This is a genomic window from Kineosporia sp. NBRC 101731 (assembly GCF_030269305.1).
Taxonomy (GTDB): Bacteria; Actinomycetota; Actinomycetes; order Actinomycetales; family Kineosporiaceae; genus Kineosporia.
In genome coordinates, this window is record NZ_BSTC01000003.1 from 516,253 (window position 1) to 534,035 (window position 17,783).

At 69.1% G+C, this 17,783-nt stretch carries 15 protein-coding genes; 8 read left to right on the forward strand and 7 right to left on the reverse strand.

What is annotated here, in order from left to right:
• Positions 1–161: 161 nt before the first annotated feature.
• The gene (locus QSK05_RS12265) at positions 162–1,187 is read right to left on the reverse strand and encodes a LacI family DNA-binding transcriptional regulator (RefSeq protein WP_285597238.1); all 1,026 of its coding nucleotides are present in this window, start codon (positions 1,185–1,187) and stop codon (positions 162–164) included.
• Between the two features lie 147 nt (positions 1,188–1,334).
• Here QSK05_RS12265 and QSK05_RS12270 point away from each other — a divergent pair, with 147 nt between their 5' ends.
• From QSK05_RS12270 to QSK05_RS12280, 3 genes are read left to right on the forward strand one after another with little or no spacing between them, the layout of a single operon-like run.
• Positions 1,335–2,855, forward strand: a complete 1,521-nt coding sequence (locus QSK05_RS12270; RefSeq protein ID WP_285597240.1) for a glycoside hydrolase family 43 protein — start codon at positions 1,335–1,337, stop codon at positions 2,853–2,855.
• Between the two features lie 49 nt (positions 2,856–2,904).
• Entirely contained in the window at positions 2,905–4,197 is a 1,293-nt protein-coding gene (locus QSK05_RS12275) for an MFS transporter (RefSeq protein WP_285597241.1), read from the forward strand.
• A 14-nt stretch (positions 4,198–4,211) separates the two neighbouring features.
• Positions 4,212–6,299, forward strand: a complete 2,088-nt coding sequence (locus tag QSK05_RS12280) for a beta-galactosidase (RefSeq protein ID WP_285597242.1) — start codon at positions 4,212–4,214, stop codon at positions 6,297–6,299.
• Positions 6,300–6,414: 115 nt separating this feature from the next.
• Here QSK05_RS12280 and QSK05_RS12285 read toward each other — a convergent pair whose 3' ends face one another.
• A complete protein-coding gene (locus tag QSK05_RS12285) occupies positions 6,415–7,131 on the reverse strand; it encodes a calcium-binding protein (protein WP_285597247.1) in 717 nt (238 codons plus the stop codon).
• Between the two features lie 203 nt (positions 7,132–7,334).
• On the opposite strand from QSK05_RS12285, the gene QSK05_RS12290 reads away from it, so the two are divergent.
• Positions 7,335–7,775 carry a hypothetical protein gene (locus tag QSK05_RS12290; protein WP_285597250.1) on the forward strand — a complete coding sequence of 147 codons (441 nt, stop codon included), beginning with the start codon at positions 7,335–7,337 and terminating at the stop codon, positions 7,773–7,775.
• Between the two features lie 70 nt (positions 7,776–7,845).
• Here QSK05_RS12290 and QSK05_RS12295 read toward each other — a convergent pair whose 3' ends face one another.
• Genes QSK05_RS12295 through QSK05_RS12305 form a run of 3 tightly spaced genes read right to left on the reverse strand, consistent with a single transcriptional unit; the run spans position 7,846 to position 11,556 of the window.
• Positions 7,846–9,384, reverse strand: coding sequence for a sulfatase family protein (locus tag QSK05_RS12295; protein ID WP_285597252.1), 1,539 nt, complete (start codon positions 9,382–9,384; stop codon positions 7,846–7,848).
• A 41-nt stretch (positions 9,385–9,425) separates the two neighbouring features.
• Positions 9,426–10,820, reverse strand: coding sequence for a glycosyltransferase (locus QSK05_RS12300; protein WP_285597254.1), 1,395 nt, complete (start codon positions 10,818–10,820; stop codon positions 9,426–9,428).
• A 7-nt stretch (positions 10,821–10,827) separates the two neighbouring features.
• Positions 10,828–11,556: a TylF/MycF/NovP-related O-methyltransferase gene (locus QSK05_RS12305; RefSeq protein ID WP_285597256.1), complete on the reverse strand. Its 729-nt coding sequence runs from the start codon at positions 11,554–11,556 to the stop codon at positions 10,828–10,830.
• A 206-nt stretch (positions 11,557–11,762) separates the two neighbouring features.
• Between QSK05_RS12305 and QSK05_RS12310 the strand changes: the two genes are divergently transcribed.
• Positions 11,763–13,334, forward strand: coding sequence for a sensor histidine kinase (locus QSK05_RS12310; RefSeq protein ID WP_285597259.1), 1,572 nt, complete (start codon positions 11,763–11,765; stop codon positions 13,332–13,334).
• A 227-nt stretch (positions 13,335–13,561) separates the two neighbouring features.
• On the opposite strand, the gene QSK05_RS12315 is transcribed toward QSK05_RS12310, so the two are convergent.
• Positions 13,562–14,011, reverse strand: coding sequence for a DUF6281 family protein (locus QSK05_RS12315; protein WP_285597260.1), 450 nt, complete (start codon positions 14,009–14,011; stop codon positions 13,562–13,564).
• Between the two features lie 96 nt (positions 14,012–14,107).
• On the opposite strand from QSK05_RS12315, the gene QSK05_RS12320 reads away from it, so the two are divergent.
• The 3 genes from QSK05_RS12320 to QSK05_RS12330 are packed head-to-tail and all read left to right on the forward strand — an operon-like array spanning position 14,108 to position 16,670.
• Positions 14,108–14,755 (forward strand): HAD family acid phosphatase, encoded by a 648-nt coding sequence (locus tag QSK05_RS12320; RefSeq protein ID WP_285597261.1) that lies wholly within the window; start codon positions 14,108–14,110, stop codon positions 14,753–14,755.
• A gap of 54 nt (positions 14,756–14,809) precedes the next feature.
• Positions 14,810–15,328 carry a hypothetical protein gene (locus QSK05_RS12325; RefSeq protein WP_285597262.1) on the forward strand — a complete coding sequence of 173 codons (519 nt, stop codon included), beginning with the start codon at positions 14,810–14,812 and terminating at the stop codon, positions 15,326–15,328.
• A 52-nt stretch (positions 15,329–15,380) separates the two neighbouring features.
• Complete coding sequence (locus QSK05_RS12330) at positions 15,381–16,670, forward strand: alpha/beta fold hydrolase (RefSeq protein ID WP_285597264.1); 1,290 nt, start codon at positions 15,381–15,383, stop codon at positions 16,668–16,670.
• Between the two features lie 12 nt (positions 16,671–16,682).
• Here the strand turns inward: QSK05_RS12330 and QSK05_RS12335 are convergent, their stop codons facing one another.
• Positions 16,683–17,753: a pyridoxal-phosphate dependent enzyme gene (locus QSK05_RS12335; RefSeq protein WP_285597266.1), complete on the reverse strand. Its 1,071-nt coding sequence runs from the start codon at positions 17,751–17,753 to the stop codon at positions 16,683–16,685.
• Positions 17,754–17,783: the final 30 nt, after the last annotated feature.

Consider the following 17,783-nt stretch of genomic DNA (forward strand, 5'->3'; position numbering starts at 1 on the left):
GATGAACTCGTCCCCTGGCCGCAGTGAAGGTGCCGTTCTCCCGAACCGCTGCATATTCCGTGAGCCAGTTCACAGAGGCCGGACGGTATGCAGCAGGGCCAAAGGTCCCGAAGCGGGTGATCTGCGCTCCCGCAGCACCGGCAGGCCGGGCTGCGGGACGGTCAGCCGGGGGGAGGCCCGCTCGACTCCCGCACCACCATCGACGTGGACAGCTGCACATGATGCGATACCGGTGGTTCGCCCTCACTCATCCGGATCACGGTTGCCATTGCCACCCGGCCGATTTCGGCGATCGGGGTGTGGACGGTGGTGAGGAGCACGGGGGAGGGCATCGTGGTGTAGGTGTTGTCGTAGCCCACCACGCTGATGTCGCCCGGCACTGAGCGTCCGGTGTGGGTCACTCGTCGCAGGACGTCGAGCGCGCCCGGGTCGCTCGAGGCGAAGAACGCGGTGGGCGGGTCGGGGAGGTCGAGCATACGCAGCGCGGCCGGGCCGGCCTCGCCCATGCCGCCCTCCTCGGAGACCAGGGACGGGTCTTCCCGGATGCCGGCGGCCTCCAGCGCCGCGCGGTAACCGCTCAGGCGCTCGCGCAGGCCCGCGTGGGTGGCCGAGCCACCGACGAAGGCGATACGGCGGTGGCCGAGTGACGCCAGATGCTCCGTCGCCTGCAGGCCGCCCGACCAGTTGTTCGAGCCGACACTGGCGACGCGGGGGTCGAGGGTGTTGGGCGGGTCGACTGCCACGATCGGGAAATGGAGTTCGTGGCACACGGCGACCACCTCGTCCGACACCTGGGTGGTGACGACGAGCAGACCGGTGTGGCCGCGCCCGTGCAGTTCGCGGATGCGCCCGGGCTCCAGCGGGCCCAGGGGGGCGGGGGTGAGCGGGAACATCACGTCGGGCACCAGCTCGACGCCCACTTTCTGCGCCTGCGCGACCAGCCCGTCCAGCAGGTTCAGGAAGTACAGGTTCGCCAGGGTGTCGAAGAGGACGACGAACGAGCGTCGTCGTTGCTGCACGACCGGGCGGGTGGTGGGGGCGTAGCCGAGCCGCTCGAACGCCTCGCTCACCCGTCGTCTCGTCGCCTCGGAAACGCCCGGGCGGCCGTTGAGCACCTTCGACACGGTGGCCTTGGAGACACCGGTCGCGGCGGCGATCGAGTCCATCGTCGCGCGGTTCTCGGGCATAACCGCAGTCTACGCCCGACGAAACTGTTTCGTAAATTCGATGGGAAAACGCCCCTTGCTCGAGTCCGTACGTCCCTCTACTGTCACTTTCAGAACGAAACATTGCGAAACAGTTTCGTAGAGTTGGCTGTGCGAAGGAGCATGACGATGAACTCGAACCAACCGGCGGCGGACCTCGGTGCCCTCTTCCCGAATCCGCTGATCCCCGGCTTCAACCCCGACCCGAGCGTCGTGAAGGTCGAGGGTGTCTACTACCTCGTCACCTCGACGTTCGAGTACCTGCCCGGTCTGCCGGTCTACCGCAGCACCGACTTCGTGACCTGGGAGCAGATCGGCAACGTCGCGACCCGGCCCGAGCAGATCGCCGTCGACGAGGTGCCGACCGGCCTGGGTGTCTGGGCGCCGACCATCCGGCACCGCGACGGGCTCTTCCACGTGATCGTCACCGTGCCCGCCGGCCGCGGATGCGTCGTGTTCACCGCGACCGACCCCGCCGGACCGTGGAGCGACGGCACCGTGCTCGAGGGCCTCAACGGTATCGACCCGGACCTGGCCTGGGACGATGCCGGCAACGCCTACGTCACCTTCTCCGGGCTGCTGCTCGAGGGCGAGGACATGGGCCGGCACCTGGGCATTCAGCAGGTCCGCGTCGACCTGGAGAGCGGCAAGCTGCTCGAGGACCCACGCTCGCTGTGGTCCGGCTCCGGGTTCATGTTCCCCGAGGCGCCGCACCTCTACCACCGCGGCGACTTCTGGTACCTGCTCATCGCGGAGGGCGGCACCGAGCGCGGCCACGGTGTCTCCATCGCCCGGGGTCCCTCGCCCGAGGGACCTTTCGAGGCCTACGACGCCAATCCCTTCCTCACGGCCCGCAGCACGATCCGGCCGATCCAGAACACCGGCCACGGCGACCTCGTCGAGGGACCGGACGGCGGAACGCTGCTCGTGGTGCTCGGTGTGCGCCCCGGGGGTGGCACGCGGGCGTTCTCACCCCTGGGCCGCGAAACGTTCGTCACCACCGTACGATGGGAAAACGACTGGCCCGTAGCCGAACCCGTCATGCTGGCCGCCCGGTCCCCGATCACGGACGAGGCCTCCACCGCCGACCACCGCTGGATCGCCGTGCGTCGCACCCCCGACAGCGTGGCCACGTTCGGCCCCGGTGGCGTGAGCATCGTCGCCGACGGCTCCACCCTCGACGACCCACGTCCGTCGTTCATCGGCCGCCGTCAGCTCACCATCGCGGTCGAGAGCTCCACGACCGTGGACGTCTCGGCCGGCGTGGGCGGCCTGGCCGTACGGTACGACGAGACCCACCACTACGAGATCGAAGCACGGACGACCGGGTCGGTTGTCACTGTCGTTGCCCGCGCAGGCGTGCCCGGGTTGCGTCAGGAATGGACGGGAACCCTTCCCGCCGGACCGGTCACGCTGCACCTGGATGCCGTACGGCCCGCCGGGACGGGGTTCGGGCCGGAGATGATGACGAGCGACCACGTCGAACTCTGGGCCGAGGCCGGCGGGGAACAGGTACGCCTGGCCCGCGTCGACGGCCGCTACCTGAGCGCCGAGACCGCCGCCTCGTTCACCGGCCGCGTCATCGGGCTCTACGCCACCGAGGGCACCGTCACCTTCGACGGCTACCGGGCCACCGGATCCGACAGCTGATCGGGCTTCTGCTCCAACCCGTTCAAAGACGAACAAAGAAGGTTCCCCCATGAGCTCCCAGTCCTCCCTCGAGGAAGCCCCCCTCGCGGACGATGCCGCCCCCGACACCCGAGAACCCCTGGCGCCTGCGCGTATCGCCAGGTTCGGGGCCGGATTCCTGATCTTCGGCCTGAGCTGGGCCGTCGGCCTGGCTATGGTGGCCACCGTCCTGCTGCCGCAACGCCTCACCGACATCGGCGTCTCCTCCCCGGACGCCTGGTTCGGCACCATCAACTCGGTCACCGCGATCGTCTCCCTGGTCTCCAACCTGGTGTTCGGAAACCTGTCCGACCGCAGCCGTTCCCGCTTCGGCCGCCGCAGCCCCTGGATCCTCGGCGGCGGCATCCTCGGCGGCGTCTCGCTCTTCGCCGTCGGCCTGCTCACCAGCCCGGTCGCCATCATGGTCACCTACTGCGTCACCATGGTCGGCCTGAACATGATGCTGGCCCCCGCCGTCGCCGTCATCTCCGACCGCGCCCCGCTGAAGGTCCGTGGCACCATGTCCGCGTTCTTCGGGGCCGGCGCCACCATCGGATACCCGATCGGCGCCCTCGTCGGTGCGGCCTTCATCAGCCAGACCGTTCCCGGCTACGCGCTCGCGGCCGTGCTGATGGCGCTAGCGGGCATCCTCACCCTGATCGTCTGGCCCCGCGAGCGTCCCGTGCAGCACCTCGCACCGCCCACCGGCGGACTGCGCGAACTGCTGGCCTCGTTTCGTCCGCCGGCCCTGAAGGCCGCGCCGGACTTCTACAAGGCCTTCGGCGGCCGGCTGTTCATGCTGATCAGCTACCAGATGATTTCCGCCTACCAGCTGTACATCGTGCAGAACTACGTCGGTCAGTCGAAGGTGGAGTCGGCCGCGACCATCTCCACGATGTCGATCATCACGCTCGTCGTCGGTGTCGTGGCATCACTGGGCTCCGGCCCGATCTCGGACCGGATCGGCCGGCGCAAGGTGCCTGCCGTGGCCGCCAGCGTCCTGTTCGCGATCGGCGTGGCCATGCCGTGGATCTTCCCCTCGGCCATGGGCATGTTCCTCTACGCGGCGATCGCCGGATTCGGTTACGGGGTGTTCGGTTCCGTCGACCAGGCGATCAACGTGGACGTGCTGCCGAGCAAGGAGGAGGCCGGCAAGGATCTGGGCATCCTCAACCTGGCCACGACGCTCGGGCAGACCATCGGCCCGATCATCACCTCGACGGTCGCCGTGTCGACGGGCTCGTACGGCCTGATCTTCCCGATCTCGATCGCGATGGCCGTGGCCGGCGCCTTCATGATCACCCGCATCAAGAGCATTTCCTGAGGTAAGGAACCGTCATGAGCTACACCCCGTCCCAGATTCTCTACGGCGCAGCCTATTACCACGAGTACCAGCCGACGCCGCGCCTGCAGCAGGACTTCGAGGAGATGAAGGCCGCCGGTTTCAGCGTCATCCGGATCGGGGAGTCGGTCTGGTCGACCTGGGAGCCGCAAGACGGTGTCTTCGACCTGGACTGGATCACACCGGTGCTCGATGCCGCCGCCGAGCACGGCATCTCGGTGATCCTGGGCACGCCCACCTACGCGATCCCGCCGTGGCTGCAGCGCCGTTACCCGGAGATCAACGCCGAGATCGCCACCGGCCAGAAGTTCGGCTGGGGCATGCGGCAGGAGATCGACGTGACGCACGCCGCGTTCCGTTTCCATGCCGAGCGGGTCGTGCGCCGCATCCTGGATCGCCACGCGAGCCACGCGTCCATCATCGGGTTCCAGGTCGACAACGAGCCGGGTGCCTGGGTCCTGCACAACCACGGCGTGTTCGAGCGCTTCCGTGACCACCTGCGTCATCAGTTCGGCACCGTGGAGGAACTCAACGGGGCCTGGGGCCTGACCTACTGGTCGCACCGGCTCAGCGACTGGATCGACCTGTGGCGCCCCGACGCGAACTCGCTGCCGCAGTACGACCTGGCCTGGCGGCTCTTCCAGGCCGACCTGCTCACCGAGTTCATGTCCTGGCAGACGGACATCGTGCGGGAGTACGCCGGGGACCGGTTCGTGATGACCTGCATGTCGTACAGCCGCCCGACGGTGCGGGACGACGCGCTCGGCGAGATCTTCGACGTCACCGCCGGAAACCCCTATTTCAAGGCGCAGGACGCGCTGGCCCTGCCCGACACCGAGGTGAAGAGCCAGACCTGGTGGACGCAGGGCACCTGGGCGCTCTACCACAGCGCCGACTGGATGTTCGGCACGCGGCACGAGCCGTTCCTGGTCACCGAGGTCGGGGCGCAGTCCATCGGGTTCTCGTCGATGAACCAGCCCGGCTACCCGGGGCAGCGCCGCCAGGCGGCCTGGGCCCTGATCAGCCGCGGTGCCCAGATGATCGAGTACTGGCACTGGCACACCCTGCACTTCGGCCCGGAAACCTACTGGGGCGGCGTGCTTCCGCACAGTCAGAAGCCGGGCCGCACCTACCGCGAGATCGCCGCGATCGGCCAGGAGCTGGCGCAGTTCGGTGACCGGATCACCGGACTGCAACCCGACGCCCAGGTGGGTCTGCTCTACGACCACGCGAGCAAGTGGGCCCTGGAGAAGTTCGGCCCGCTCGCCGCGCCGGACGGGATGCCGATCCCCGACTCCTACGGCCCGCTCGTGGAGGCCTTCGCCCGTGGTTCCTTCGACGCCGGGCTGCAGACCCGGGTCTTCCACGCGAGCGCCCTGACCGGCTTCGACGCGGCGGAAACGGCCCGGAAGATCCCGGTGTTCGTCGCCTCCGCCTATTATGCGGCCGACGACAGCGTGATCGAGTGGCTGCTGGCCTACGCCGAGGCGGGTGGCCACCTGATCGTCGGGCCCCGCACCGGTTACGCCGACACCCAGGTCCGCGCCCGCCTCGAGGTGGCGCCGGGTGCGGGGCTGAGCGCAGCCGCGGGGGCCTGGTACGACGAGTACACCAACCTCGAGCGGCCGGTGCCCGTCGTCGCGGTCGAGGGCATCGAGATCCCCGACGGGGCAGCCGCTCTGGAGTGGTCGGAGTCGTACCAGGTGACCGACGCGAGGGTGGTGGCCCGCTACGTCCACCCGTTCCACGGTTCCTACGCCGCCGTGACCACCCGCGCGCACGGTGCGGGCCGGGTGTCCACGGTCGGTTGCCTGCCCAACCCCCAGCTGGCAGACGCGGTGCTCTCCTGGGCAGCGGAACCTTCGGTTGCGCTGTGGAGGCCGGAAGAGCCCTCCGTGCGGGTGCACTCCGCCGTCAACCAGCGCGGCGAGCGGCTCTGGGTGGTGCAGAACTGGTCGTGGGACGAGGTCTCCGTCACCGTCCCGATGGCCGCCGAGAACCTGCACACCGGCGCCAGGACGGACGAGGGTGAGTCGCTGAACCTGGGCGCCTGGGACGTGGCCGTGCTGGTGACGCCGGCCTGAGAACGGGAAGCATCTGACGGCCTTCGGCCCGGCTGGCTGTTGCCGTACCTCTGTCCGTGATCATGACAAGTGTCCCCGGGGACACTTGTCATGACCACGAACGAGGTGGTCGGCGTCACTTCGGGACGCCGCCCTGGTAGATCTCGTTCTTCCCGGTGCCGCCGGAGATCTTGTCCTGGCCGCCCTCGCCGACCAGGAGATCTTTACCGGCGTTGCCCCAGATCCGGTCGTTGCCGGCGCCACCGAAAATCGAGTCGTCACCGGTGTTCCCCTGCAGCGAGTCATTCCCCTTCCCGCCGAAGACGATGTCCGCGCCAGCTTCTCCGGTGACGTCGTCGTGACCGGAGCCTCCCTCGATCACGTCGTCGCCCTTGCCGCCCAGGATGCCGTCGTCGCCCGCGTCCCCACTGATGAAGTCGTTCCCCGCGTCCCCGGTGATCAGATCGGTGCCCGTGCCGCCGCGGACGAAGTCGTGCCCGGCGTCCCCGGCCAGGATGTCGGCCCCGGCCCCACCGGCGATGCTGTCGCTGCCCTGGCCACCGAACACGCCGTCGTTACCCGCGCCGGCACAGATGATGTCGTCGCCGCCGAGTCCCTCGATGATGTCGGAACCGGCAAGCCCGGCGATCACGTCGGCGCCCTTGGTCCCGACCAGATGGTCGTCGCCGGCCGTCCCCACGATCGTTGCCTTCAGCCCTTCGCACGTGGGGGTCGTGGCCGCCGCCGCGAACGTGGGCGTGGCCGCCTGGGCCGAGTTCATCGTGGCCAGGGTGAAGCCGCCGAGGCCGATCGTGAGAGCGGTGCCGGTGACGAGAATGCGCTTGCGGAGCATGATTTCTTCCCTCCGGAGTGACTTGCTGACATGGACGATCCTGTCTTCCAGGGGTGTCCGTCCGCGTCCGTCCGCAGAGGGGTTCGAGGGACGCTCGTCGGTGAGCCTTTAGTGGTGGCAGGTCACGCTTTCGTCGCAGGCCCGCTTCCCGTTCGGGCCGGTGCCGAGTTGCCGGGGTGGCATTTGTCCGGTGCGATGTGGGCATGGAGGAGGAGAGCACCGTGGGCTGGATCGGCATCAGCATCCAGATATTCGGGCTACTGTTGCTGATTCCCGGTGGAGTTCTGCTGTACCTCCGGTCGATCGAAGACGCCGAACGCCGCCGGGCGGCCGGCGAGGTCAACTACACGCCCTACACCGGTCGCGACATAGCCAGGGTTCTGCGCGAAGAGCCGGACGAGGCGGATCTACCCCGGCTGCGCCGCCTGGCCGTGACCCTGAAATCGCGACGCCCGGCGGCTCTTCTGCTCGGGGCAGCGACGGTGTCCCAGCTGGGTGGCCTCGTCTTCCAGGCGGGCCGGCCGCGACTGGTGTTCGCCGTTCTCTGCGTCGTCCTGATCGGAGGGCAGGCGTTGCACATCGAGCGCAACGCCCGCATCGCCCAGCGTTTCCTGCAGGCCCACCCCGACGACCCGACGCGCTGACCGGAACAGCCTGCCTAGCCGTGATCATGCAAAACCTCCCCGGGGAGGTTTTGCATGATCACGAAGGGGGTCAGTCGTCGAGTTGCTGGGCCTTCTCGCAGGCCTTGGTGCCCTCGCAGTCGATGACCTCGTGCAGCTTCTTGCTCAGGGAGGCCAGACGCTCCTTCGACTGCTTCTTCGCGACGTTCTTCAGCTGTTCGGGGTCTTTGCGCAGGTCGTAGTACTCCGTCGCACCGTTCACGTACTCGACGTACAACCAGTCGCGGCTGCGCAGGGCCTCGTAGCTGGGCGGGTTGGCGCTGCGGAAGCCCTCGTAGTCGGGGTCTTTCACGTCCACGTCGGGGCCCCGGTGCTCGATCAGCACCACGTCGCGGTCCTGTACGGCCGAGTCCTCGGGCGTGGAGCCCCAGAGCCCGGCGAGGCTCTGCCCGTCCGAGATCTTCGGGGTCTTCTGGCCGGCGATGTCATTGAAGGTGGCCCGCAGATCGATGTTCGAGCCCATCGCGTCGACGGTGCGGCCGGCGGTGACGTCGGGGCCCATGACCACCAGGGGCACGTGCACGTCGGTGTCGTAGGCCGTCATCTTGCCGGAGACCAGTCCGTGCTCGCCCATGTGATAGCCGTTGTCGGAGCTGAAGACCAGGTAGGTGTTGTCTTCGATCCCGCTGGCCCGCAGCTGTTCCCACAGGCCGCGCACCAGGTCGTCCACCGCCTGCACCCCGCGCGCCCGCTTGCGGAAGTCGCGGTCCATCTTCTTCTGCTCGGCATCGGTGAGGGCGGGCTGGGTCATCCAGGCCGGGGCGTTCTCCGGCTTCTTGCCGTACGACGCCGTGCGGGGCGCCTTCACCTTCTTGAACAGGTCTTGGTGCCGCTCGGCGACCGGGTACGGCTTGTGCGGCGTGTAGGTGGAGACCTCCAGCATGAACGGCTCGTTCTTGTCCGCCGCCCGGGCGACGAAGTCGCGGCCCCGGGCCCCGAGGACGTCGGTCAGATAGTCCTCCGGCTCGTCGCCGTACTTCACCACGGTGCCGTTCTGGTTCAGCGTGTAGTCGTACTGCCCGTAAGCGTTACCGGCCAGCGCCCATTCGTCCCAGCCCTCCGGCACCGGCAGCGCCGCGCCGGGCTCGCCGGTGGCGTACTGGTTCAGGAGCTTGCCCATCATGGCCGTGCGGTACCCGGCCTTCTGGAGGTCGGTGGCGAAGGTGTCGCCGTCGAGCCCCTTCTTCATGAAGGTCTTGTACCCGCCCTGCGGGCCGGAGTTGCGGTAGATCCCGGTGCTGTGTGGGTACCGGCCGGTGAAGATCGACGCCCGGGAGGGGCAGCACAGCGAGTCGGTCACGAAATACTGCGAGAACGTGGTGCCTTTCTGCTGCATCCGCTGCACGGTGGGCAGGTAGGGCAGCAGATTCATCGACAGGTCGTCGGTGAGCACGAACACGATGTTCGGCCGCGACGTGTCCTGGCTGGTGCGATCGGCGGCCGTGGGAGCGGCAGCCTCGAGCTGACCGGCTTCGGCCGAGGCGGTGCAGGCCGCCAGAGCGAGGGTCAGGAGCAGGACCAGTGCGGCCGGGATCGCCCGGGCCGGGGCTGACAGCAGGCGCCGTCGCATAACAGCCGTTCTCCTCGTGATCGTGGTGGGTGCGAAAGCTGTTACGGCTTATCGGTGACCGCGCGCAGAACATCCTGCCAGCTGGTCAGGTACGCGTCGATCGAGTGGGTCGCCGAACTGAGGCGGGCGGCCGTGGACATCCGGGCGGTGAGGTCCGGGTCGGCGATCAGCCGCAGCATGCGCTCGGCCAGGGCGCCGGTGTCACCCGAAGCAACCAGGTAACCGCTCTCGCCGTCGGCGATCTGCTCGCGCGGGCCGTAGGCGATGTCGTAGGCGATCACCGGGCAGCCCCGGTCCAGGGCCTCCAGCACCACCAGCGGGTATCCCTCGAAGCGGCTGGTCAGCAGCAGGGCCGTCGCCGAGCGCAGGTAGTCCTTGGCCGCCGGGTCGTGCCCGGGCAGCCGGACGGAGGCCTGAAGGCCGAGTTTGCCGACCAGCTTCTCCAGTTCGGCACGCTGGCTGCCCTCGCCGTAGATGGTCAGCGTGGCCTGGGGCTGCTGGGTGACCACCTTCGCGAAGGCGACCACGGCGTCCTCCAGGCGTTTCTGCTTCTCCAGGCGCCCGAGCATCACGAAATCGGCTTGATGACGAGGCACTTGGCGATCGCTGTCGGGTCGGTGATCGATCGGGTTGGGGATGATGTGCACGTTGTCCATCGCCCCGAACCGGGCCGCGATCTCGTCGCGCTGGCGCTCGGTGAGCATCACCAGGGCGTGCAGGCGGGGGATCGCCTCGATCACCGGCAGATGGGTCGGGTGCACCGGGGAGTCCCACTGGTAGGGCTCCTGGACGTGGATGTTGTGCACCACGTGGATCAGCCGCACCCGGCGCCGGCTGGTCAACGGCACCAGTTGCCGCGTCGCGAAACGGCTGTCGGACATGATGATCACCGGCCGCTTGGGCTGGTCGTCGAACAGGCCGGTGAGCCACCAGCGCCGCAGGGCGCCGACCCCGGAGAACTCCCGCACCACGCGGCTCCGGCGGTCGCAGAGCACCACCCCGTCGGGGCTCTGGCGCAGGTACACGCTGCCGTCCGCGCGGCGGTGGTCGGTGACCACGTCGGAGCCGTCCCGGCTGCGGTAGGTGGTCAGGTGCACGGTGCCGTCCGGGTGCGGGACGTCGTGCGCCTTCAGGCCCGGCACCGGCGGCAGCGCAGCCGCGTCGTCGGCCGCGAGGGGGGTGCGCTCGTGACGGAACCACTCGAAGAGGTTGACGATCACCGTGGAGGGCGCCACCGAGCCCCGGGCGGCGAGCTCGGCCCGGATGCGCGGGTAGTCGGGCTGGTCGTCGAACGAGACCAGGGTCGGGGTGATACCCGCGCGCTCGGCGAAAAGCCTGCTGCGCAGCAGGAACATGGCTGTCTGCCCACCCGTGTCGAGGGCCAGGCGCACGGTGACGGCGAGGTACTGGCCGTCCGGGAAGTCGAAGTCGGGCACGCGGCGGCTACGGTTTGATCGCCACGCGGCCGTTGCCGGCACGCCAGAGCAACAGGTCGATGCCGTTCTCGCGCAGCCACTCGTCGGTGGCCTGCCGGGAACCCTGCCACCAGCCGTAGTCGTCGAGCAGCAGCACGCCGCCGGACACCAGCCGGGGGTACAGGTGGTCGAGCTCGTGCCGGGTGGAGGAGTACCACTCGGTGTCCAGGTGCAGCAGCGCGATGGACCCGGGCGCGTGCTGGGGCAGCGTGTCCTCGACCTTGCCCGGTACGAGGTGAACGTGCTCGTCCGGGTAGGGCACGGCCGTCAGGCCGGCGCGCACTGCGTCGAGGGAATTCACGGCCCCGAACGTATCGAACAGATAGAGGTCACGGTTGCGCTCACCGGCCGCGAGCAGGGTGCGGGCCACGGCCTGCATCGAGCCACCACGCCCGACCCCGCACTGCACCACGGCGCCCTCGACCCGGCGGTCGTGGAGATGACGGGTCGCGGTGATCAGCGCGTGCAGCTTCTCGTTGCTCGCCGCGGTGTAGGGCCGCACTGCCGTGACGATGTCGCGCGCCTCGTCGTCGAAGTCCCGCGGGAGCGGCTTCTCCTTCGGTTTAGCAGGGGCTTTCGCCACTGCGGGCGCTGCGGGCGCGGCGGGCGGCTGGGCGAGAGCCAGCTTCTCCAGGCGCGCCGTCGCCTTGTTGAGGCGGTTGACGGCCTTGTCGAGCCCCTGGGGAACTGGTGGCACGGGACGCGTCAGCTCGAAGCCGGTCGTGCGTCTCAGAATGCCATTTAACGTTCTCTTCGGGTTCACCTTTCACATTAAACACATAAGAAGAGGGTGTTGTTGGCCGCCTTGCACGATGGTGCCGGTTACTGGTAGGCGCCGGTTCCGGTGTGCGGTAGGGGCCTTCGGCGGGAATCCGGCGATAACGCCCCTGGATACTCTGATGCGTGACGGTGAACCCGGTGCTTTCGGTAGTCGGGCGGGTACGTTCCGCGTACCGCGCAGATCGGTTGCGTCTGGCCTACGAGGCCGTTCTCACACTCTTTCTCGCCCTGACGACGGCCCTGCTCTGTCTTGCCTTCTGGTTCGAGCCTTTCCAGGACGAACGGCTACCGCTCGTGCTGATCATGCTCGCCGGGTTCGTGGGAACGCTCGTGGTGGTGCCGCTGCGGATCATCAGCCCGATGACCGCGCTCGTGCTCGGAGCCCTGCTCTCCCTGCTGACGGCCGGAAGCAGCGTCGCGCTGATCCTGCTCGGTGCCGCCGTCGGCTACCGGTCGCGACGGGCGTCGTCCATCGGACTGGGTCTTGCCGCCGTTCTGATGTGCTGCGTCGCCGGTGTCGATCTGCAGACCCGCAACCCCTTCGCCTACTGCGTCCTGCTCGGCCTGATGCTGTTCTGCCTGACGGTGCTGCTGCCTGCGGCCGTGGGCGCGATGGTCGCCCAGCGCCGCCTGCTGGTCATGACGATGCATCAGCGCAACGTCGAACTGCATCAGGAACGGCAGCTGCTGATCGACCAGGCACAGATGCGCGAGCGCAACCGCATCGCCGCCGAGCTGCACGATTCGCTCGGCAGCCGGCTCACCCTGCTGTCCCTGTACACCGGAGGCCTGGCCCAGTCATCCGCCGCGACCCTGCCGCCGAAGGGGCAGGAGGCCCTGGCCCTGATGCGCGACACCTCCGCCCAGGCCATGTCGGAGCTGCGGCAGATCCTGCGGGTGCTGCACCAGGACGACGTCCGGGACGCGGCGGGCAGGTCGCTCAACGAGGTGGAGGAGACGGTCGCCTCAGGGCGGGGGACCGGTACCGACATCGAGCTGGTCCGCCGCGGGGAACCCCGGCCGCTGCGCCTGCTGGCCGAGCACGCCGGGTATCGCGTGGTGCAGGAGGGCATCACCAACGCGCTGCGGCATGCCGGTGGGGCACCCGTGCGCGTGGAGGTGCGGTACGAGGACGACGCCCTGGTCGTGGAGGTCGGCAACCGTGCCGGGCAGCCCTATGAGGGGATCAGTACCGGTCAGGGGCTGCACGGTCTGGCCGAGCGCGTACGGCTGGCCGGTGGCGTGCTGTCGCACGGGCCTACGGACGAGGGCGGTTTCCGTCTACTCGCGATGCTTCCCTACGGTGGGGAGGTGCCCGAGCCGGGCCGGACGCCGGCGAACGGCGACTTCCCGCAGGAACTGCGGAAGAGTTCACGCCGCCAGAGGATGGGTGCCGGGGCCGTGATCGTCTCGCTCGTGCTGTCTCTCGGGTCGTGCGTCGGCACCTTCTTCGTGCCCGCCACCCCCGGAGCGGTGAGCCGCGAGCTCTTCGACTCCCTGACGGTGGGTGACGACCAGGTCGCCGTCGACGAGAACCTTCCCATCGACATGGTCGAAACGACCGTCAACACCGACGGCGTCACCTGCACCACCTACTACGCGCAGGACCGGCCGTCGACCGGCGACGGCGAACTGCACTACGAGATCTGTTTCAAGGACGGTGTCCTCGACAGCAAGCGAGAATTAATTCAGTGACCCGAATATCAATGGGTCGGAGCCATCGATGCGGCATTTCTCGGCGCCGGGTGAACTATTTCCGGCATGTATCCGTGTGTTGGGTAGGACCGGTTGATCTCTGAGCGTTCGAAAGCACCTGTCCCGTCCTCGAGACGGGAAAGGCGTGCTGCCGTCGGCCCGGTCGGATTGCCCCGGTGGGCTGACCAGAAACTACCGGCCGGCCCGGGCATGGGCCGGCCGGTCCGTCAGCGGGACAGGGCCTCCAGGTCGGACCGCACCTCGGCGGGCATGTCCATCTCCGGAATCGTGAACATCTGGCCGGGGCTGCTCTCGTCGCCACCCTGGTGCTGCCCGGCGGCGAAGACGGCGTACCGCGGGTCGAGTCCCTTGATCCGGTAGAGCTTCACGTCGCCGGGGGAGGGCTCGTCGGCCATCACCCCGTTGGCTCCGGTGTCGTTGCAGGCGGGCAGGGGATGGGTGCCCAGACTCGGGCCCACCTGGTCGGGGTCGATGTCCTGGCCGTAGCTGTAGAAGTGGCCCTCGTACTCCACCCCGACCGCGCAGGAGGCGGCCGCCTGCCCCGCGCTGGTGCAGCCGGCCAGCAGCAGGCCCGCCGCCAGGTACGGGGTGGGTCGCCGGAGCAGGCAGGACGTACGTAAGGACATGGTGGCGAGCCTTCCGTCGGTGATCAGCATGGCTCAGACGCGGGCGCCCGGGTGCGGGTTCCGTGCTGGCGCGGGCTGTCCCGTAGCGTGTGCGCCGCGGACACGACGGACGGAGGCCGCGAGGCGATGACGGACATGACGAAGCTGACCGAGGGGCTGCGGCGGGCGCTGCACATCGTGCCCTCCGGATATCCCGCCGGCGAGGTGCGCGAGTACTACGGCGACGACGGCTCGGGCCGGATCTCGCCCGACTCCGCCTACTCGGGCGACCTGCGAAAGGTGCTGGAAGACGTCCACCATCATCTCGGCGACCACATGGCGACCGAGCGTGCCGCCCTGGTGCTGGATGTCGACGACACCGCGCTGAGCAGCTACGACTACGGCGCCTCGTGCGACTTCGACGGGTACACGCAGGGGCCGTTCGTTCAGTACCTGCTGGGGTGCCGGCCGCAAGCCGTCTCCGGGATGCCGGAGCTGACGAGCTGGGCCGCCGCGCAGGGGTTCACGATCTTCTACATCACCAGCCGTCCCGACCCGCTGCGGGACGTGACCCTGCGCAACCTCCGTGAGCAGGGCTACGAGGAGCCGGCCGGGCTGTTCACCAAGCCCGCCGGCGGGCTGAGCACGGTGGTCTTCAAATCCGGGGTGCGGGCCGATCTGGCCGCGCAGGGGTGGGACCTGGTGGCGAACGTGGGTGATCAGCAGTCGGACCTGGACGGCGGCCACGCCCGCCGCACGTTCCTGGTGCCGAACCGGATGTATCTCCTGCCCTGAGAATTCTGCACCCTGAGCGCCGGGCAGGATGCCCGGTATGTCACCATCTCGGGCATGGATGCGCCGGGTGTGCCGATCTGGCTGCTGGACATGGACGGCGTCATCAACGGCATCCGGCCGGGCTGGGTGCGGGCGCCGCGCACCACGTCGCTCGAGGCCAACGGGGTGGAGTACCGCATCCGGTACGCGCCCGAGCTGATCCGGCGCATCCGCGGGCTGCACCAGACCCGGCAGGTCGACCTGCGGTGGGCCACGACCTGGGCCTGCCACACCCGGCGCCTCAACAATCTGTACGACCTGCAGGGGGTGCCGCCGGCGTTCGCTCTGCCCCGCGGCGACAACACCTCCCGGGAACGGGTCGGGGAGCTGAAGGTGCGGGCCGCGCTCGCGGTCGTGCGGGCGGGGCACCGGCTGATCTGGACCGATGACGAGGCGATCCCGGCCCAGGGCCCGGTGCGCGAGGAACTCGAGGGGTGCGGCGCCCTGCTCCTGGCGCCCGACGACTCCCGCTGCCTGCGGCCGGAGGACATGGACGCGATCGAGAAGTATGCCTGCGCGAGAAGACCTGTCTGACCCTGTCCGACCCGGCCCGGCGTGTCCAGGACCGGGATGGCAGGCTGCATCCATGAGCCTGGTCGAATACCCCCAGCCCGGCGCCTGGGTGCGCGAGTTCTTCGTGGATGTGCCGCTGAACTGGGCCGATCCGGACGGTGAGAGCATCCAGGTGTTCGTGCGGGAGTACGTCGATCCCGACCGCCGGCACGACGACCTGCCCCTGCTGACGTTCCTGCAGGGTGGCCCCGGCGGTGCGAACCCGCGGCCGGTGGGCCTGTCGGGCTGGCTGGCCGAGGCGCTGCCGCACTATCGCGTGGTGATGGTGGACCAGCGCGGTACCGGTCGCAGCACACCGATCGACGGCACCGTGATCTCGGCGTTCCCGGACGGTCGCGCGGCCGGCGACCACCTGCTGAACTTCCGCGCCGACTCGATCGTGCGTGACCTGGAACACGTGCGCACGACCCGGTACGACGGGAAGAAGTGGGCCACCCTGGCGCAGAGCTTCGGCGGCTGGATCACGCTCACCTACCTGTCCATGGCCCCCGAGGCGCTCAGCGCGGGTTACGTCTGTGGAGGCATCCCGGGCACGCCCGCGGATCCCGACGAGGTGTACCGCCGGACGTTCACCCGGGTCGCGGGGAAGACGGCCGACTTCTACCGGCGCTACCCCCAGGATGTCGAGACGGTCTCGGCCATCGCCGACATCCTGGCCGCGGGTGACGTGAAACTGCCCGACGGTTCGCCCTTGTCGGTGCGGCGCTTCCAGACCCTGGGCAACGACCTGGGCTTCGGGCCGGGCCACCAGCGGCTGCACTGGCTGATTTCCGAAGGGCTGCTGCCCGGCGGCCGGCTCAGCGACGCGTTCCTCGAGACCGTGCTGCTGAAGACGTCCAACGCCGGCAACCCGCTGTTCTGGACGTTGCAGGAGACGATCTACGGGGACGGCGCGAACGGGCCGTTCCGCTGGTCGGCGCAGCGCGAACGCGACCGGCGGCCCGAGTTCGGCGAGGACCGGCGGCCGCTGCTGTTCACCTCGGAGATGGCCTTCCCCTGGCTGTTCGAGGAGGTTGCCCTGCTGCGGCCGTTCGCCCCGGCGATGCATGCCCTGGCCGAGCAGCAGACCTGGTCGCCGCTGTACGACCCGGCCGTTCTGGCCGCGAACGAGGTGCCCCTGGCTGCGGCGGTGTACGCCGACGACGTGTTCGTGGACGCGGACCTCTCCCGCGACACCCTGAGCCGGCTGGGGAACGCGCAGGCCTGGGTCACCAACGAGTTCGAGCACGACGGCATCGGCAGTGGACGCGTCTTCAGCCAGTTGCGGGAGATGGTGCGCGACCGGGGCGGTGAGCTGCGCTGATCACCGGTCTGTTCACCGGGAGCCGGCCGCGGTGACCAGACCGACCGTGGTGCCCGCCTCGTCCGTCATCCCGATGCCCGCGAGAACCGCCGCCGAGGACAGCTCGAGTGGCCAGCCCCGCGAATACGCCTGCGCCCGGGCCGTTCGCAGTTGGTCGTCGTCGACGACCAGCACGTCACCGCGGCTCTCGCGCACGGCCCGCACCGCCATCGCCGTGGCGAGGGGGTCGCTGATGGAGACGGCCTCGACCGGACCGTCGGCGGGGGTGGTCTGCGGTTGTTCCAGCCCTCCGAGCAGGGCGTCACGCAGGCTCGGAAGGCGAACCACGGCGAGCATTCTCGGGAGGCGTTCGATCCACCCCAGCGTGTGCATCTCCTGAAAACCGGCCCAGAGCGCCGCGAGCGCGTCACCGCGGGAGACCGGGATCACGACCTGCTCGGGGGCGGTGCGGCCGAGCTGCTCGACGATCTCGTAGGCGATGGAGCGGTAGGCGCGCACCCCGACCGGGTGGCTGCTCACCGGTGGGCTCTGGTAGTTGCTGACGGGGAACCACTGCTGATGGTGGACGCCGTGGGCGAGAGCGTCCCAGCGGGCCGCGTAGGTGTTGGTCAGGTGGAGTTCGGCGTTCATGGCCCGCAGCGGCTCCAGCACGCCCGGCACCACCCCGCCCTCCTTGGCCAGCACCACACAGCGCAGCCCGGCCGAGGCCGCGTAGGCGGCGACCGAGAGGGCCGCGTTCCCGGTCGAGGCGAGCGCCACCGTGTCGTACCCGTGGGAGAGGGCCCAGGAGACCGCGGCGCTCGCCATCCGGTCTTTGAACGAGCCGGTGGGGTTGGCTCTTTCGTCTTTGAGGAAGACACCGGGGGAGTTGCGCAGGGCGACGAGCGGGGTGTCGCCCTCGCCCAGCGTGACCGCTTGATCGACCGGGAACAGCAGGTCACGCGGGGTGGTGGCCGGTCCGGTGCGCGTCACCTCGGGCGCCATCGCGATGCCGTCGGCCCGGCAGCGGGGGCAGGGGTCGATCGCGGCGACGATCTCCCCGCGCCAGGAGCATCGAGGGCACTGCAGAAACCAGTCCGGCATGATGCCCAACTTAGGGAGATGTTTGCCGGG

Coding starts and splice junctions, on each gene's coding strand:
- QSK05_RS12320 (WP_285597261.1), top strand. CDS start 14,108: ATGACGGACATGACGAAGCTGACCGAGGGGCTGCGGCGGGCGCTGCAC.
- QSK05_RS12325 (WP_285597262.1), top strand. CDS start 14,810: ATGGATGCGCCGGGTGTGCCGATCTGGCTGCTGGACATGGACGGCGTC.
- QSK05_RS12295 (WP_285597252.1), bottom strand. CDS start 9,384: ATGCGACGGCGCCTGCTGTCAGCCCCGGCCCGGGCGATCCCGGCCGCA.
- QSK05_RS12265 (WP_285597238.1), bottom strand. CDS start 1,187: ATGCCCGAGAACCGCGCGACGATGGACTCGATCGCCGCCGCGACCGGT.
- QSK05_RS12330 (WP_285597264.1), top strand. CDS start 15,381: ATGAGCCTGGTCGAATACCCCCAGCCCGGCGCCTGGGTGCGCGAGTTC.
- QSK05_RS12335 (WP_285597266.1), bottom strand. CDS start 17,753: ATGCCGGACTGGTTTCTGCAGTGCCCTCGATGCTCCTGGCGCGGGGAG.
- QSK05_RS12280 (WP_285597242.1), top strand. CDS start 4,212: ATGAGCTACACCCCGTCCCAGATTCTCTACGGCGCAGCCTATTACCAC.
- QSK05_RS12285 (WP_285597247.1), bottom strand. CDS start 7,131: ATGCTCCGCAAGCGCATTCTCGTCACCGGCACCGCTCTCACGATCGGC.
- QSK05_RS12315 (WP_285597260.1), bottom strand. CDS start 14,011: ATGCTGATCACCGACGGAAGGCTCGCCACCATGTCCTTACGTACGTCC.
- QSK05_RS12270 (WP_285597240.1), top strand. CDS start 1,335: ATGAACTCGAACCAACCGGCGGCGGACCTCGGTGCCCTCTTCCCGAAT.
- QSK05_RS12290 (WP_285597250.1), top strand. CDS start 7,335: ATGGAGGAGGAGAGCACCGTGGGCTGGATCGGCATCAGCATCCAGATA.
- QSK05_RS12275 (WP_285597241.1), top strand. CDS start 2,905: ATGAGCTCCCAGTCCTCCCTCGAGGAAGCCCCCCTCGCGGACGATGCC.